The organism is Capnocytophaga sp. oral taxon 903 (assembly GCF_013394785.1).
GTDB classification, from domain to species: Bacteria; Bacteroidota; Bacteroidia; order Flavobacteriales; family Flavobacteriaceae; genus Capnocytophaga; species Capnocytophaga ochracea.
Window position 1 is genome coordinate 377,887 of the sequence record NZ_JABXYW010000002.1, and the last position, 17,033, is coordinate 394,919.

At 41.3% G+C, this 17,033-nt stretch carries 16 protein-coding genes; 10 read left to right on the forward strand and 6 right to left on the reverse strand.

Going from position 1 to position 17,033, the window contains the following annotated elements; all coding sequences use genetic code 11:
* Positions 1-142: 142 nt before the first annotated feature.
* From pncB to tpx, 9 genes are all read left to right on the forward strand, one after another.
* A complete protein-coding gene (gene pncB / locus HW279_RS01585; protein WP_178957703.1) occupies positions 143-1,315 on the forward strand; it encodes a nicotinate phosphoribosyltransferase in 1,173 nt (390 codons plus the stop codon).
* Positions 1,316-1,382: 67 nt separating this feature from the next.
* On the forward strand, positions 1,383-1,583 hold the full coding sequence (locus HW279_RS01590; RefSeq protein ID WP_009421888.1) for a hypothetical protein: 201 nt from the start codon (positions 1,383-1,385) through the stop codon (positions 1,581-1,583).
* Positions 1,584-1,603: 20 nt separating this feature from the next.
* Positions 1,604-2,149 (forward strand): Smr/MutS family protein, encoded by a 546-nt coding sequence (locus tag HW279_RS01595; RefSeq protein ID WP_178957704.1) that lies wholly within the window; start codon positions 1,604-1,606, stop codon positions 2,147-2,149.
* Entirely contained in the window at positions 2,150-2,830 is a 681-nt protein-coding gene (locus HW279_RS01600; RefSeq protein WP_178957705.1) for an ABC transporter ATP-binding protein, read from the forward strand.
* A gap of 41 nt (positions 2,831-2,871) precedes the next feature.
* Entirely contained in the window at positions 2,872-3,315 is a 444-nt protein-coding gene (locus tag HW279_RS01605; RefSeq protein WP_178957706.1) for a PepSY-like domain-containing protein, read from the forward strand.
* 76 nt (positions 3,316-3,391) lie between these two features.
* A complete protein-coding gene (locus HW279_RS01610; protein WP_178957707.1) occupies positions 3,392-3,838 on the forward strand; it encodes a PepSY-like domain-containing protein in 447 nt (148 codons plus the stop codon).
* 1 nt (position 3,839) lies between these two features.
* The gene (locus HW279_RS01615; RefSeq protein WP_178957708.1) at positions 3,840-4,274 is read left to right on the forward strand and encodes a PepSY-like domain-containing protein; all 435 of its coding nucleotides are present in this window, start codon (positions 3,840-3,842) and stop codon (positions 4,272-4,274) included.
* Positions 4,275-4,276: 2 nt separating this feature from the next.
* On the forward strand, positions 4,277-5,506 hold the full coding sequence (locus HW279_RS01620) for an NAD(P)/FAD-dependent oxidoreductase (protein WP_178957709.1): 1,230 nt from the start codon (positions 4,277-4,279) through the stop codon (positions 5,504-5,506).
* A 72-nt stretch (positions 5,507-5,578) separates the two neighbouring features.
* Positions 5,579-6,076 carry a thiol peroxidase gene (gene tpx / locus HW279_RS01625; protein WP_178957710.1) on the forward strand — a complete coding sequence of 166 codons (498 nt, stop codon included), beginning with the start codon at positions 5,579-5,581 and terminating at the stop codon, positions 6,074-6,076.
* Positions 6,077-6,131: 55 nt separating this feature from the next.
* On the opposite strand, the gene recJ is transcribed toward tpx, so the two are convergent.
* Positions 6,132-7,826 (reverse strand): single-stranded-DNA-specific exonuclease RecJ, encoded by a 1,695-nt coding sequence (gene recJ, locus HW279_RS01630; protein ID WP_178957711.1) that lies wholly within the window; start codon positions 7,824-7,826, stop codon positions 6,132-6,134.
* 93 nt (positions 7,827-7,919) lie between these two features.
* On the reverse strand, positions 7,920-8,783 hold the full coding sequence (locus tag HW279_RS01635; protein WP_002673542.1) for an RNA polymerase sigma factor RpoD/SigA: 864 nt from the start codon (positions 8,781-8,783) through the stop codon (positions 7,920-7,922).
* Between the two features lie 101 nt (positions 8,784-8,884).
* Here HW279_RS01635 and HW279_RS01640 point away from each other — a divergent pair, with 101 nt between their 5' ends.
* Positions 8,885-9,880, forward strand: coding sequence for a glycosyltransferase (locus tag HW279_RS01640; protein ID WP_178957712.1), 996 nt, complete (start codon positions 8,885-8,887; stop codon positions 9,878-9,880).
* A 211-nt stretch (positions 9,881-10,091) separates the two neighbouring features.
* Here HW279_RS01640 and rsgA read toward each other — a convergent pair whose 3' ends face one another.
* Genes rsgA through HW279_RS01660 form a run of 4 tightly spaced genes read right to left on the reverse strand, consistent with a single transcriptional unit; the run spans position 10,092 to position 16,967 of the window.
* Entirely contained in the window at positions 10,092-11,030 is a 939-nt protein-coding gene (gene rsgA / locus HW279_RS01645; protein ID WP_178957713.1) for a ribosome small subunit-dependent GTPase A, read from the reverse strand.
* A gap of 3 nt (positions 11,031-11,033) precedes the next feature.
* A complete protein-coding gene (locus tag HW279_RS01650) occupies positions 11,034-11,543 on the reverse strand; it encodes a CvpA family protein (protein ID WP_178957714.1) in 510 nt (169 codons plus the stop codon).
* Positions 11,544-11,568: 25 nt separating this feature from the next.
* A complete protein-coding gene (locus HW279_RS01655; protein WP_178957715.1) occupies positions 11,569-14,577 on the reverse strand; it encodes a reprolysin-like metallopeptidase in 3,009 nt (1,002 codons plus the stop codon).
* 50 nt (positions 14,578-14,627) lie between these two features.
* Positions 14,628-16,967: a reprolysin-like metallopeptidase gene (locus HW279_RS01660; RefSeq protein WP_178957716.1), complete on the reverse strand. Its 2,340-nt coding sequence runs from the start codon at positions 16,965-16,967 to the stop codon at positions 14,628-14,630.
* Positions 16,968-17,033: the final 66 nt, after the last annotated feature.

The window sequence follows — 17,033 nt, forward strand, 5'->3', positions numbered from 1 at the left end:
TCTAAACCAAAGCTAAGACGAAAAATAGGTGGAATAGAATTAGGAAGCAATCGGTTATAATTGCAATTAATTTATTATCTTTGCCCAAAATAAGCTTTTTGAACTTGCTAATTATCCATTGTAAATTGTTAATTGAAAATATATGTCTGCAATCCTAAACTCATTATTAGACAACGATTTTTACAAATTCACTATGCAATGTGGCGTAGTGCAGTTATTTCCTAAAAACAAGGCACGTTACACCTTTATCAACCGTGGCAAACACGAGTTTCCCAAAGGCTTTGCCGAGGCTTTGAGAGAAGAGGTGGACAATATGGCAAAACTGAAACTCACGAAAGTCGAAAAACAGTTTTTGAAAGATAACTGCCCCTATTTGAGTCCGCTGTATTTAGACTTTTTGGAAGGGTATCGCTATGACCCTTCGGAAGTGCATATCGAACAAAACGGTAGCGACTTGCAGGTAACTGTTGAGGGCTATTGGTATCGCACGATACTTTGGGAAGTACCCTTGCTTTCTATAATTAGCGAGCTCTTCTATAAACTCACCAAAGCGACCGCTTGGACAGACGAGCAGGTAATCGCTAATACTCGTGAAAAAGAATTGTTATACAAAGAATTGGGCGTTGTATTTGCCGAGTTTGGTACACGTCGTCGCCATTCGTATCACGTGCACGACATCGTGATGCATACCTTAATGGAAGGCTACAACCAAACCTTTATAGGTTCTAGCAACGTGCATTTTGCGATGAAATACAAGGTAAAACCCATAGGTACTCACGCTCACGAGTGGTTTATGTTCCACGCAGCTGAGTACAGCTACAAAATGGCTAATGCACTCTCTCTCGAACACTGGGTGGATGTGTACCGCGGCGACCTTGGGGTAGCACTCTCCGATACCTATACTACCGATGTGTTTTTCAAGCAGTTCGACAAGAAATTTAGCAAACTGTTCGACGGTGTGCGTCACGACAGTGGTGACCCTATCGTTTTTGCCGAAAAAACAATTGCTCACTACAAGAAAATGGGTATAGACCCACTATCAAAATACATTATCTTCTCTGACGGACTCAACCCTAAGAAGGTACAAGCTATTACTGAGGCTTGCAAAGGTACCATAGGAATCTCATTTGGTATAGGCACCGACCTTACTAATGATGTAGGGTTGCGCCCGATGAACATAGTGATGAAACTCACCGAAGTACTCACCAGCGACAACGAGTGGGTGCCTACGGTAAAACTCTCCGATGAGCCTAATAAGCACACCGGCGACCCAAGAATGATTGAACTCGCAAAAGGAATATTAGCAATTAAATAGGTTTTAGGTGTCAGGAGTCAGGTTTTAGGCTGACACCTGGTACCTGAAACCTAAAACCTGATAAAAAATGAATTACATACTAATGATTTTAGGGGTGTTGGTAGCACTGTCGCGTTATCTTTTTCCCAAATACGACCAAGCATTGCTCATCATAGGTATAAGCCTACTGATGATAGGTATCTATCGCATTTCACGCAACCTATCCTCAAGAAATGAGGAAGATTTTCAAGACCCAGCGACGAAAATAAGAAACCCAGAAGATAATTAGCAAATTGGCAAATTAACACAGTGAACATAGGAGATTACATAGAAGTACTAGACGATACCATTAAAGGACACATCGTGCGCCTTACGCCTCAGCAGGTAACTGTGCTTACTACTGAGGGGTTTGAATTAACTTACCGCCCTGAGGAAATAATAGTTATTAAAGAAGAAGCACCTCTAAAAGGTGCTTTTACAAATATAGATGAAGAAAGTTTGCGCAAAGATGTGGTGAGCAAGCGCAAAAACAAATCGCCACTCACTAAAAAAGAGCGTAACATCCCTCCAATGGAAGTAGATTTGCACATCGAGCAACTGGTTGACTCTACAAGAAATATGACCAATTACGATATGCTTACCCTGCAACTCGAAACCGCTCGTCGGCAGTTAGAGTTTGCCATTGCACAGCGTATCCAACGCGTAGTATTTATTCACGGAGTAGGCGAAGGCGTATTGCGCACTGAATTAGAATTCTTGTTGGGGCGTTATGCTAATGTTACTTTCTACGATGCCGAATACGCCAAATACGGTGTAGGTGCTACCGAAGTATATATCTATCAAAATGCCAAATAAATGATTCAAGCTAAAAATATTCATAAAACTTATAAAGATTTAGAAGTACTCAAAGGCGTATCGGTGAACGTTGCCAAAGGCGAAATTGTATCGATAGTAGGTGCCTCAGGAGCAGGAAAAACTACCCTGTTACACATCTTAGGCACTTTGGACAGTCCAGATACCAATAAACCATCGTCGTTGGTGATTAATGGTACGGATATATTGTCGTTATCCTCCAAAGCCTTAGCAAAATTCCGCAATGAACACATAGGCTTTATCTTCCAATTCCACCAACTGTTGCCTGAGTTCACTGCTTTGGAGAATATCTGCATTCCTGCACTCATCAAAGGGGTAGGCAGGAAAGAAGCCGAAAAACGCGCAATGGAGCTCTTAGACTTTTTGCACCTTACCTCACGTGCCGACCATAAGCCTAATGCCCTTTCAGGAGGCGAACAACAACGAGTGTCGGTAGCACGCGCCCTGATGAATCACCCTTCGGTAGTATTCGCTGATGAACCCAGTGGAAACCTCGATTCCGAAAGTGCTGAGAAACTACACCAACTCTTTTTCCAACTGCGCAATGAGTTCCAGCAGACTTTTGTAATCGTTACCCATAATGAAGAATTGGCTACTATGGCAGATAGAAAGCTGGTGATGGTAGATGGAAGGATAATTATTCCCAATTCTTTCCAAAATTAGGTAGTATCTTTGCCCCGTTAAACTTAAAAACAGATTAAACAATGAAAAAATTAGTATCAATTATCGCCTCTTTTTTATTGACTGTGGTAGCAGTACAAAATGTATCAGCGAAGGACACTCCTATTACTTTTGAACAATTGCCGGCTAAGGCACAAGCTTTCGTGAAACAACACTTTAAAGTAAATGATATCGCATCGGTATGGAAAGACGACGATATACACGACCAAGATTACAAAGTGTATTTTAACGATGGTACTCAAATTGAATTTTATGCCAATGGAGACTGGGAAGAAGTGAAAACTCGCACTCAGGCTGTACCTGCAAAACTCATTCCTAATGGTATCGCTCAGTACGTAAAGAAAACCTACCCTCAGACGGATATCTACAAAATCCAAAAGAAACGCTATGGCTATGAGGTAGAACTCGCTAACGGACTCGATTTGGAATTCAATGCTAAAGGACAATTTTTAAGAATAGACGACTAATAAAAAGTACCATTTATTTGGTAATTTTTTTATTTTTAGTTACTTTTGTGCCCTAAACATTTTCAATTATAAAAAGATGAATACACTTAAAACATTATCAACAATAGCCTTTTCTTTACTTGCTTTTGGAGTGGCTATCGCTCAAGACGAAGGTCTTGTACCTATAGATGCTTTGCCTGCTAGTGCACAAAGTTTTATTAAGCAACATTTTTCTGCTAATAGCATCGTTTCGGTATGGCAAGATACCGAGAAAGGCAAAGTAGAGGACTACACCGTGCTCTTTGCTGATGGCACAGAAATAGAGTTTCGTGCTGATGGCAATTGGAAAGAAGTGAAATCACGCAACGGACAAGTTTCGCCCAAGATTGTTCCTACAAAAATTACTAAGTATGTGCACAAAAACTACCCTAATGTAATCGTTAAAGAAATTAAAAAAGGGCGTACTAAATACGAAGTAGACCTTTCTAACGGGGTAGAACTCATTTTTAACTTAAATGGTAAATTCTTAAAAATAGACGACTAAAATGAAACGATTTTTATTACTTATCACGGCTGTCCTTACCTTTGGTGCAACTTCAGCACAAGACAAAAAAGTAACTTTTAACGACCTCCCTGCTGATGCTATCAACTTTGTGCGTGAGCATTTCTTGGTAGATCACATCGCTTCGGTATGGAAAGATACCGATTACAACGACGAAGAGTATACCGTCATCTTCCGCGATGGACTTGAAATAGAGTTTAACGGCGACGGTGATTGGAAAGAGCTTAAAGCTCGTCACGGCAAAGTGCCCGATCACGTAGTACCCGAAAAAATATTAGCACACGTACGTGCCACTTTCCCTTTTGAATCTATCAAAGAAGTATCGCGCAACCTTAGTAAAAAGAAATATGAAGCAGAACTTACCGACGGTCAAGAACTCAAATTCGACGATAAATTCAATTTTATTGGGGTAAAATAACTATGTACGACCTTCTTATTATCGGTGGAGGAGCTGCTGGCTTCTTCACCGCTATTAATACTGCTGAAAAACACCCTAACTTTAAGATTGCTATCCTTGAAAAAAGCAAAGAAGTGCTCCACAAAGTGCGCATTTCGGGCGGAGGGCGTTGTAACCTCACCAACGCTACTTTCACCCTTCAAGAACTCGTAAAGAACTATCCTCGTGGCAGTAAGGAACTCCTTAGTCCCTTCTACCGTTTTATGTGTGGTGATACAATGGACTGGTTTGAAGCTCACGGTATCCCTCTCAAAACTGAAGCTGATGGTCGTGTATTTCCTATTTCTAATACTTCGGAGAGCATTGTAAATTGCTTCCTCAACGAAATAAAAAAACACCATATAGAGCTCTTCACTGAACAGAATGTACAAGCCTTCTCTCCTACTCCCAATGGTTGGCAAGTAAGTACGCCCAAGCAAACCTACATTGCTCGAAATATAGTCATTACTACTGGCAGTAACCCTAAAATATGGCAATTGTTAGCTGATTTGGGGCATACTATCATACCACCAGTCCCCTCGTTATTTACCTTTCATACTTCCACCCAATGGACGAAAGAACTATCGGGTATTGCTGTAAATGCTTCTGTACATTTGCTTAGCAAAGAAGGAAAATCACTAAAAATAACTGAGACTGCTCCGCTACTCTTCACCCATACGGGTTTTAGCGGACCTGCGGTATTGCGCGCCTCGGCTTGGGGGGCTCGTGTGCTAGCTGAATGTAACTACCAATGCTTAATGGAAGTAAATTTCACCGCTAACCTCACAGAGGCGCTTTCTTATGACGAAACGCTCTCCGTTCTCCAAGAGTTTAAACAACACAACGGACGCAAAGCAATGCAAAGCTTCTCACTTTTTGAACTCCCCAAACGCTTATGGTCTGCTCTTTTAGAAAATGCAGGTATCGCTCCTGAACAAGTGTGGGCAGAACTCAACAAACCACAATTGCGTCGGCTGGCTGAAGCTCTTACCCAATATCGTTTTCCCATAGAGGGCAAAGCTACCTTCAAAGAAGAATTTGTAACAGCAGGTGGTGTAAAACTTTCTGAAATCAACTTTAAGACTTATGAGAGCAAGCTATACCCTCAGCTCTATTTAGCAGGAGAAGTACTAGATATTGATGCTATTACTGGAGGGTTTAACTTCCAAAATGCGTGGACGGGTGGTTATATCATTGCAGAAAGTATTCAATAATAATCCTATTATAAACTTAATACTTGGCATTATTTTTGTTTATTTTCATATTATTAATAATAACTATATTTTATGGCAAATATTACATTTCACGAACAACCAGCTCATACTGTTGGAGAACTTCCCAAAGTGGGTACTATAGCTCCTAATTTTTCAGCTGTAAGGAATGATTTAGCTGAAGTAACACTCAAAGACTTTCAAGGGAAGAAAGTTGTACTAAATATTTTTCCGAGTGTAGATACGGAGGTATGTGCAGCTTCTGTACGCAAATTTCACGTGGAAGCTTCTAAACTCAGTAATGTAGCTATCCTTTGTGTATCTAAAGACCTTCCTTTTGCACTTACTCGCTTTTGCGCTGCTGAAGGAATAGACAATCTCACTATGCTTTCAGACTTTAGAGGTGATTTTGCAAAGCATTACCCTATTGTCTTTACTGATACTCCCTTAAAAGGGTTATTATCACGTTGTGTAATAGTTTTAGATGAGCAAGGGAAAGTGGTTTATACAGAACAAGTAGCTGAAACCACACACGAACCTAACTACGTTAAAGCGTTAGAGGCTTTGAAATAGGTAAGGAAACAAATAAAAAAGAGGTTATTGGAATACTATTCCAATAACCTCTTTTTTATTTTATATCTCTTATTTGTAACTGCAAACTTGCTCTGCCATTCCACTGATTTTCTTCTATTGAATATACTATGCTGAAAGGTCTGCCAGAGGTTACTATGGGGAGTTTATGTGCTAAGCCAAAGCCTACTGCATCGTAATACGAGGTAGTACCTATTTCTTTTAAGGTGAGTTTTAAGTGTTCTTCATCTTTACCGATACGCTTGGCAAAGCCGGTATCTATTACGCTTTCGGCATAGAAAAGCGGAGGGAGATTCAGAGGACCGAAAGGCTCGAACTGTTTGAGTACGTTATACAACTTTGGTGTAAGTTTGCTCAATGGCAAAGCGGTATCTATAAAGAGTTTGGGAATACGAAGCGAAGAGTCTATGGTTTGCTTTACTACTTCTTCAAAGGCATTTTTGAAAAGCGGATACTGTTCAGGGCGTAAAGTGAGTCCGGCAGCGTATTTATGACCACCAAACTGCTCCAAATACTCACTGCATTGTTCCAAAGCTTCGTAAATATCAAATCCTTGTACCGAACGCGCTGAAGCGGCATACTTATTACCACTCTTAGTAAAGACTACCGTAGGACGATAATAATGCTCTATAAGGCGAGAGGCGACAATGCCTATCACCCCTTTATGCCATTCTTCATTAAACACTACCGACGTATAGTGTTCTTGCTCGCCATTTGCCTCTATTTGGTTGAGAGCTTCGGCGGCGATACTGCTGTCTAGCTCTTTCCTATGTGTATTGAGTGCGTCTATTTCCTTAGCTTTAAGTACGGCTTGTTCTTCATCAGTTTCGGTGAGGAGAGCAACGGCGTATTTGCCGTGTTCTATACGTCCTGCTGCATTCACACGAGGTGCTGCTTTGAACACTACATCGGTTATGGTAATTTTACCTTGATGCTCTCCAAAAAGCGCTTTTACGCCTGCCGACGGATTATTATTGAGCACTTCTAACCCAAAGTACGTCAAGCAACGGTTCTCGCCGTCCATTGGTACGATGTCGGCAGCAGTAGCAACGGCTACTAAGTCTAAAAGGGAAATGAGTTCACTGAACGGGCGTTGTAAATACTCGTGATAAGCTTGGGCTAATTTAAACCCTAAACCACAACCACAGAGTTCTTTATATGGGTAAGGACAATCAGCTTGCTGGGGGTCGAGCACGGCAATAGCATCGGGTACTTGTTCCGAAGGACGGTGGTGGTCGGCAATAATAAAGTCAATGGCTTTTTCTTTGGCATATTCTACTTTATCAATGGCTTTGATACCGCAGTCGAGCGCAATGATGAGGGTACAACCTTGCGCCTCGGCATAGTCTATTCCTTGAAAAGAAATACCATAGCCTTCGGTATATCGGTCAGGGACGTAGGTGTGCAATTTAGAAGTGAAGTTGCTAAGATAACGCTCCATTAAAGAAACGGCGCTAGTACCATCGACATCGTAATCACCGTAAATAAGGATTGTTTCGTTACTTTTTAAGGCTCGATCTAAACGAGCAACGGCTTCTTTCATTCCTTTCATCAGGAAAGGATTATGTAATTGTGAGAGTGTAGGACGGAAGAAATCTTTTGCTTGCTGAAAGGTAGTCACGCCCCGTTGTGCTAAAAGAATCGCCAAAGGCTCACTGATGTTGAGCTCTTGTTGCAAAGTAGCGACAATGGCTTGCGGTGGTAGTGGTTTAAAGTCCCAAGTGTAGTCCATTATTTAGGTAAGAGATAAGAGGTAAGAAAAAAACTTTGCCAAAGTGTGAAACTTTGGCAAAGTGTGTGATATTATTGCTTGTGTGGCTCGCACTTAGCCTAAGTATGTTTTTAGAATTTTACTACGGGAAGTGTGTTTGAGACGGCGAATGGCTTTTTCTTTGATTTGACGTACACGTTCGCGAGTGAGGTCGAAGGTTTCACCTATTTCTTCGAGGGTCATTGCGTGCTGGTCGGAAAGACCGAAATACAAACGAACTACATCGGCTTCGCGAGGAGTAAGCGTTTCGAGCGCGCGCTCTATCTCGGTGCGCAAAGAATCTAATATTAAAGCCTTATCGGGGTTAGGTGACTCGTTACTGCGAATCACGTCGTAAAGGTTAGAGTCTTCTCCTTCTACCAAAGGTGCGTCCATAGAGATGTGGCGACCTGCATTCTTCATAGATTCCTTCACATCATTTACCGACATATCAAGTTCGCGCGCAATCTCTTCGGCTGAAGGTACGCGTTCATTGGCTTGCTCGAGGTAAGCATACATCTTGTTAATTTTGTTGATAGAACCTATTTTATTCAGCGGTAAGCGCACAATACGCGATTGTTCGGCTAAGGCTTGGAGAATAGATTGGCGAATCCACCATACGGCGTAGGAAATGAATTTGAATCCACGGGTTTCGTCGAAACGTTGTGCTGCTTTGATGAGCCCTAAGTTCCCTTCGTTAATAAGGTCGGGCAGGGTAAGCCCTTGGTTTTGGTATTGTTTAGCTACTGATACCACGAAGCGCAAATTGGCTTTGGTGAGTTTTTCTAAGGCGGCTACATCGCCTGCCTTAATGCGTTGTGCCAATTCTACCTCTTCATCAGCAGTAATCAAATCTACACGACCAATCTCTTGCAAATACTTATCAAGAGACGCAGTTTCACGGTTGGTTACCTGTTTGGTAATTTTTAGTTGTCTCATTCAGAAAAAATCCTTAATTTTGTCGATTCTTATACGCATATTATACGTATGGTATTATAGAGATGTTACAAAATCTTTTAATTTTAACATTACTTTAACAGATGAAATATAGTTTTATTATCCCTATATACAATCGCCCTGAGGAACTTGACGAACTGCTAAACAGTCTTGCATCACAAACTTACGAAGGTGATTTTGAAGTAGTAGTGATAGAGGACGGCTCTACTATTACCTCAGAGCAGATATGTAAAAAATACCAAAACGATTTATCGATTACTTATCTTTCTAAACCTAATACAGGTCCGGGCGACTCGCGCAATTACGGTATGCAACGCGCTCAGCACGATTATTTTCTCATTTTAGATTCCGATTGCATTTTGCCTTCTCATTATTTGGAAGCGGTAGATGACTTCTTGCAAGCCCATTATGTAGATTGTTTTGGGGGCTCGGATACTGCTACCGATGACTTTACCGATATTCAGAAAGCTATTAACTATACGATGACTTCTTTGCTGACTACGGGGGGCATTCGCGGTAGCCAAAAGCGTATTCAGCGGTTTGAACCTCGCAGTTTTAATATGGGTTTATCGCGTAAAGCTTTTGAGGCGACGGGAGGTTTTGGGAAAATACACCCTGGTGAAGACCCAGATTTGGTGATACGCCTTTGGGAAAAGGGTTTTGATTCGGCTTTTATCCCTACTGCTTTTGTGTTTCACAAACGGCGCATTTCGTGGGCGAAATTCCGTACCCAAGTGAGCAAATTTGGACAAACGCGGGCTATCCTTAACCATTGGCACCCACAAACGCGCAAGCTGACTTTTTGGTTGCCTACTTGCTTTGCCTTGGGACTTTGTGGCGCTATACTGTTAGTCTTTTTTGGACACATCGCTCCCTTGCTTGTATACGCTTCTTATTTTATATTGATAGGGTGGGACAGTGCCCGAGAGAACCGCAGTGTGAAGATAGGATTTTTATCGGTTTGGGCACTTCTGGTACAGTTTTTTAGTTATGGTTGGGGATTTCTCAGAGCGACATTAAAAATAGCTTTCGTTAAGAAACCAATCGAAACTCTTTTCCCGCATTTATTCTTTAAATAACCTCTTTTTTAGTAGTAGGGAGCTTATAGAAAGCTTATAGGAAGCTTATACGAATCTTGGACGATTGGTATAGGATAGCTATATAAAAATTTGATTTTCAAACTGCTATAAAGGGCATTTACACAGAAATAAAACGAAAGAAAACAGACCTCCAATAGGAGGTCTGTTGTTTGTAAGAGGGAGGTGTTTTATTCTAATATTGCTTTTTGCGTTACTCTCCTTCGCCTTCTCGGTATACGCTTTCTTCGCCTTTTAGGATTTGGAGATAGCTTTTGTAGCGCGACCAAGCGATTTCATCGCGGTTTAAGGCTGCTTTTACAGCGCATTGGGGTTCATCGGTGTGGAGACAATTATTGAACTTACATTGGTGTTTGAGAGCGAAAAACTCGGGGAAATAGTCGGTGAGTTCTTCTTTTTCGATTTCTACCATACCAAAGCCTTTGATACCTGGAGTATCGATAATGCGTGCCCCAAAAGGCAAATCGAACATCTCGGCAAAAGTGGTAGTGTGCTGACCTTGCTGATGTTGCTGAGAAATTTCGGCAGTTTTGAGATGTAAATTGGGAGCTATGGCATTGATGAGAGTAGACTTGCCCGCACCAGAATGCCCTGATACCACGCAGGTTTTTCCTTCCATAGTAGCTTTTACCTTATCGATATTTTTACCCGTAGTAGCCGAAATACCTATACATTCATAACCTGCCTTGCGGTATATTGAAGCGAGGTATTTCACTTCGGTGAGCTCGTCTTCTGTATAAGTATCTACTTTGTTGAAAAGCAATACGGTTTTGATACCATAGGCTTCGGCAGTTACCAAAAAACGGTCGATGAAAGTAGTAGAGGTAGGCGGATTGTTGAGGGTTACTACCAAGAAAGCGAGGTTGATATTGGAAGCGATGATATGAGTTTGCTTAGAGAGGTTTACCGATTTACGAATGATGTAGTTATCGCGTTCTTTTATCTCGGTAATGACGCCTCTGTTGCTCTCTTCCAAACGAAAGAGCACGCGGTCGCCCACGGCTATGGGGTTTGTGTTCTTAATGCCTTTTAGGCGGAATTTGCCTTTGATGCGACACTCGTAGAACTGCTCCGTAGCGACGTCCTTCACTGTGTACCAGCTTCCTGTAGATTTATAGACTAACCCTTCCATTTATTATTCACTTTTCTGTTCTTTTTTCTCTTTCTCAGGAAATACATTGGCGTATACTACTTGACTGATACTCTTTACGGGTTTGTACAGAAGAGATTCACTCAAAGCCGAGGCTGAGAGCCACTTTTCGGTTTGAAAGGTACGCTCTAAAAACAAGAACATCGACCCTGCAATTACAGCCACTTTGAGTAAGCCAAACAAGGCTCCTGCTAAACGGTTCAGAAGACCGAGTTCGGCAATTTTGAGTATCTGGGTAAGGACTTTAGCTAAGAGCATTACCCCCAGCATTAATACAACGAGGGTAATACCAAATGCAAAAATCTCCAAGGTTTGCTTTTCGGCAGGTAGAATCTTGTCTAACAACGAGGCTGTAAAGAACGAAAAGTGTATCGCCCCATAGATACCTATCACAATAGCTAATAGCGATGCCATTTCGATAATAACCCCTCGCATAAAGCCACGTACAGCTCCGAAAGCCAGAATTACCAGTAATAAAATATCTATCTTATTCATTTATCAATTATATTTTTAGTAGTATCTATTTTACGTATAAAATTCCTTTTTTGGTTTGTTGTTGTCCTTTAAAATAGTAGGTAACCACATAGAAATAAGTACCTGCTAAGCGTTTACTACCTACCACTCCTTTTACGTTAGGGTAGCCTCTGAAATAGTCACCATTTTGCTGATAGTGGTCATTTTCATACACTTTTAAGCCCATTTCATCAAAAATAAGTAATGAGATAGGGCGATCTTCATCAGCATTTTCTACCTTGAAATAGTTCTCGGGGTTAGTAGTTGAGACAGCATTATATATTATAAGTGTCGCAGAGGGTGATTTGGACGGGTCGGACGGATTAGGTTGTGGTTGAGGTTGTGGTTGTGGTTGGGGTTGAGGTTGGGGTTGAGGTTGGGGTTGAGGTTGGGGGTTGGGTTGTGGTTGAGGATTTTGAGCGTTAGGGTCAATAGTGATTACTTGTTCATAACGGTTTCCGTTATGAGCACTATCTTCTACGAACCACACATAGCGTATTATTTTTTTACTGCCTTTGTCTTCACTGCTTTGGCTATAGACTACTTGTAAAGCTCCATCACAATTATCGGTTGCAGTGAGGTTTTCTCTTACAGGCACATCGGCGTCGCTCTTTACGGTCATACTTGGAGGGTAAGACGAGAGCACTGGTTTTTGAGTGTCTTTAAGGAAAATTTGTTGGGTATAACGGATAGGCAAAGCTCCATCGGCATAGGCTATCCAAGAGCGAGTGAGTTTGTAAGACTTACGGTCGCCTTCTCTAAACTCTTCTTCATAGTCTATGTGAATGTTTTCGGCTCCCTCTGCTTTTACTTCAGTTTTAGCAGGAATATCGTCTCTGCATTGTACGTGTTTATCCTCAGGAAGAGGAGCTACAAATCGTAAGGTTTTAGTAGGTGGTTCTTTTTCGTAATAGATAAATTGCTGTGCTGTAGCAGAATAGTTGCATTTATCTTTTGCTACCCATTTGCGCAATAAATAGGTAGTATGGTCTTCTTCTGAAAAAGTTACCTCAGCTTTTTTATTAGCACCACAATAATGAGATTCGGCGGTAACGTTAGGTTTTTCGGGAATAGCATTCTTTTTAACAGTTATCACAGGCTCAGGCAAATTTTTAAAGGTAATGTCAGGGCTGTGCATATCCAAAGTGCCTGGGGTGTCAGTGCTCACAGCATAGGCAATATGGTTGAGTACTTCTATTTTAAAGAGTCCTTCTACAAAAAGATTATAATTTTTCCATCCTTTAGCTTGTGTAGGAAAAATGACCGTAGCTTGTCCGTTGTTAGGCAATCCATCGGCTAACACGTATTTATAGGTTTTTCCATAATCGTCTGAAAAGAGGATACGCACCTTACTATCGTTGCCAAAAACATTCTTATCAACATCCCAGTAGATAGTAGTTTCTTTACCATATTTAAATTTTCCGGCACTGCTTTTAGTTATATTAGTTATCCTAAAAGGCTTACCTTCTACTATATTTACTTTGGTTTCATAGACATCATAAAGCGGTACGTGAGGTTTTCCGTCTTTGTAAGCTCCTATTTTGCCATCGCATACGCCTAACCAAAAAGTAAACTCTCCTGTTTCTCCGGGCTTCGTAAATTTATAATCTACAGCTTTCCATTCATTGCTTTTGTTCTTTTTATAAGGCTGATAGAACTCTATACGGTTGCTTTCGGTAGGGCGATTAGAAGGGAAACGCGCTTTGCCAAACTGATTAAAGTCGGCTTGATGTGCCATATAGAGAAGGGGGTCGCCATCGGGGTCGGTTGCTTCTATATTGAATTGAAAGTAAGTGTTAGGAGGTAGTTTGTATTCCTTTTTTAATGTAGAACGTTGGATCACAGGGGCACGGTTAGTAGAAACTTCACCGTAAGGGATATTGTCTTGTGGCAAGCCTACCAACTGAGTACGAGCTTTATCGCTATAATAAGCATCGTGCAAATTGGTACGGTTGCGGATGGTGTATATAGACGGAAGAGAGAAATAAGTGCCATTAGGGTCGTTGATGTAACTCATAATAGAGTTCCCTCTATCGGGCTCGGTATGAGAAGAAGCGGTTGCTCCTCCTATGGTAAAGGTGTGTGCGGAGCCTAATAAGTGTCCTAATTCGTGAAGGATAATATAAAACTCGTGATTGGCGATACAGCCTCCTTTTAGCTTTCCTGTAATTTCACCCAAATGCGCCAAACCACGGTTATCACTGTATATAGAAAAGACAATACCTGCATCGTAATTCTCTTCGCCTATAAGGTTATTAAAATCTGAAGTCGCTCTATTCAATACCTCTCTCACCACAGGGTAATCGTATATTTCTTTGTCTTTAGTAGTGATGATAAGGCGAGGGTCGTCCACCAAAGTAAATTGACAGCCAATCTCTCTACCGCATACTTCGTTGAGCCCTGCCTCTACTTTTGTCATAAATTCTTTTACCTTATTTATATCACCATAACAATGTTTTTTGTAGAAACTGTAATCGATGAGCATAGCCAAACGATAGGTTCTGAGTACATTGGTATTGTAAAGCACTTTTTTGTCGTCAGACGGAAGTGCCTCTTCGTGCAGTATGGCACCACGTGCAGTCATCGCATCAGCAGGCGCGAGTTGCATAGGTAGTCTTTGGGAGGTGGGCGTTGTAGCTTGAGAGCATTGTCCATCGGCGCAAGTACCACAAGTGAAGTGTTCTTTATCGGTAGTAACTTTGAGTATTCCGTTTTCAGTGTTGATGAAATAAGAATGACCATCGTGCCATACTTCACCTGATAGGGTACTTTTATTCATTGAGAGTGTTCCTGCAAAATTGCCATTGTGATAGGCAACGAAAGTGCGGAAGCCTTCTTGGGCAAGGCTATTGGGGCGTGCTTGCCAGTTAAGCGATACAGATTTTCCTTCGATAGGAACATTCCATTGTACTGAGGAGTTTGTACCAAAAAGGCGTATGACCTCAGTAGCTTTTTGTTGTGCATTTATGGTTCCTGCTACGAAGAACCAGAGTAGTAAAAGTCGTGATATTTTCATTTTTTGTTAGTTATTAGTCGTTAGTATTAGGTAACAGGTAAGAATTCCGATTATCTTACATATAGGAATCCTTTCTTTTCTTCTAAGTTACCATCTTTATAATAGGTAACTATATAGAAATAGGTACCTGCAAGAGGTTTGTTACTTATAGTTTTTAGATTAGAGTAGCCCCTAAACACTTCACCGTTTTTGCCGTAATAGTTGTTCTCGTATACTTTGAGTCCCATTTCATCGAAGATGAGCACCGAAATAGGGCGATCTTCGTCAGCATTTTCTATTTTAAAATAGTTCTCGGGGTTAGTAGTTGAGACAGCATTGTATATGATTGCTGTTGCATTAGGTAATGTTGATGAATCAGAAGAGTCTGACGGACTGGGTTGAGGTTGCGGGCTAGGCTGTGGTTGGGGCTGTGGTTGTGGGTTAGGTCGTGGGTTGGGCTGAGGTTCTGGTTCTGGTGTAGTTTCAGGTTTTGTAGGGTCTTTTTGTATCATAAAGCCTCCTACGTGATAAGGCTTTGTACAAGACAATGCATAAGCCAAGCCATCAATCACTTCTATCTTGATGATGCCTTGTCCTTTTTGTTTGCCAAAATGTCCGCGAGTAGTACCTACGGATATATTGGGAAGCTCTACCTCACAAGCTCCATTGTTAGGTGCTTCTTTTTTCAATACGTATTTATAGGTTTTACCAGAGTCGGTTGACAAAAGGATACGCACCTTACTATCTTTGGTAAAAATAGCCTCGTCTACCTGCCAATGAAGCAAAATTGTCTGACCTCCTTTGTAGGTTTTGTTCTGCTCCCAACTACCATTGTCGAAATTTTGTATTTCAAAAGGTTTACCTTTGACTATTTTCACTTGTACCTCTTCTACATCGTATTTCACTACGTGGTTGCTATTGTCTTTGTTATGATCGGCAGCAGCTAACCAAAAGGTGAAAGTACCTTCTTTGTAAGAATCGGCAGCTCCTATGGGTACGAAGGTATTGCGTTCACTCTCAAGCCAAGTAGTTTCAAAGCGTATATTACCATCAGCTCTTCCTTTATAGGTGATAAAACGAGCGTTAGATTTGGTAGAGTGAAAACGCCTATCAGCGGGGTGAGCTATATAAGTAAGCGCATCGCCTTCGGGGTCGGTAGCATTGAGATAGAATTGAAAATAAGTTTCTTCGGGTATGGTATAAGTTTTCTTTAAATGCGTTCTATCGAGCACTGGGGGGCGATTGTTACTCTTTACTCCATAGACAAGGTTAGAGCCTGTTCCCTCTACACGCTTGCCTGCCTCTTGGGTACGCGCTTCATCGGCATAATACGCCATAGAGTTACCCAAGAATTTGCGTATTTCTTGCAAACTTATAAGCGAAAAGAAATCGCGTGGGTGCTCGTGACCGTAACTCATAATCGACTGACCCGAGCCTGTTTCGGTTTTACTAGAATATTGCCCTCCGTTAGAAAATGTATGGTCTGCACCAAACATATGTCCTATTTCGTGGGCAATGGTAGAAGGTTTTATAGGACGTGCTGCCGCGTTAGCTTTGTTGTGTTGCTCATAAGCGGCATAGACCGCTGCCAAACCATTGTAGTTCTCGCGATAATCGGTGAGGATAATTGCTATATCGTATTTGTTTTTATCGTAACGTTTGTTGAGAGTGATAGTACCGTTGTTTACCACTTCATTAGCAGCTTCCCTTCTGCGGAATAAATGATTTTCTTCAGTAGTAAAAATAAGTGCCTCATCATCTACCAAAGTAAAATCCACCCCGACATCATTGCGATATAACTCATTCATAAAGGTAACGGTGGCATACCAAAACGTTTTGATTTTATTTACATTTCTATTGAAATATGCCGAATTGTAAATGCTGTAATCCACCGGTATTGCCAAGCGGTAGTGCCTGAATACGCCATCGGTGTGAATGAGCGCTTTAGGATAAAGTGAATTGTAAATATCAGGTTGCTCGATAGGTGGGTCGTTCTTATCTTCATTGCCTTCGGGAAAGAAATTGCGGGCAGTGAGGGCTTGTTTTCCCAAAGAACTCGCACCACAATCGTGTTCATCGGTTACTGCCTCGACAGTGAGCATTCCTTGGGGAGAAGTTCCCAATACATAGGACTTTCCTCTGTAAAACACTTCACCGCTTAACTGCTGTTTGTCAAAGCTGATAACGCCTACAAAATGGTCTTGGTAGTAACCTACAAACGAGCGAAATTCCTTAGAAGTAGTTCGCGCTTGCCATTGTACGAGCATAGAAGGTGAGTTAGGAATAGGGGGAGCCCATTCTACAGAGGGTTTTTCAGCAAAAAGAGCTATAACACTTTGGATATTAGTTTGTGCATTGGCTACCTCTATGCTTAGGCATAGCCAAAGTAAGTAGTGTAATATATGTTTCATTAGTTTGGTTTTAAAAAACGGCGCAAAGGTACAAAACAATTAACAAATAGCAAGCAAAATTTAACA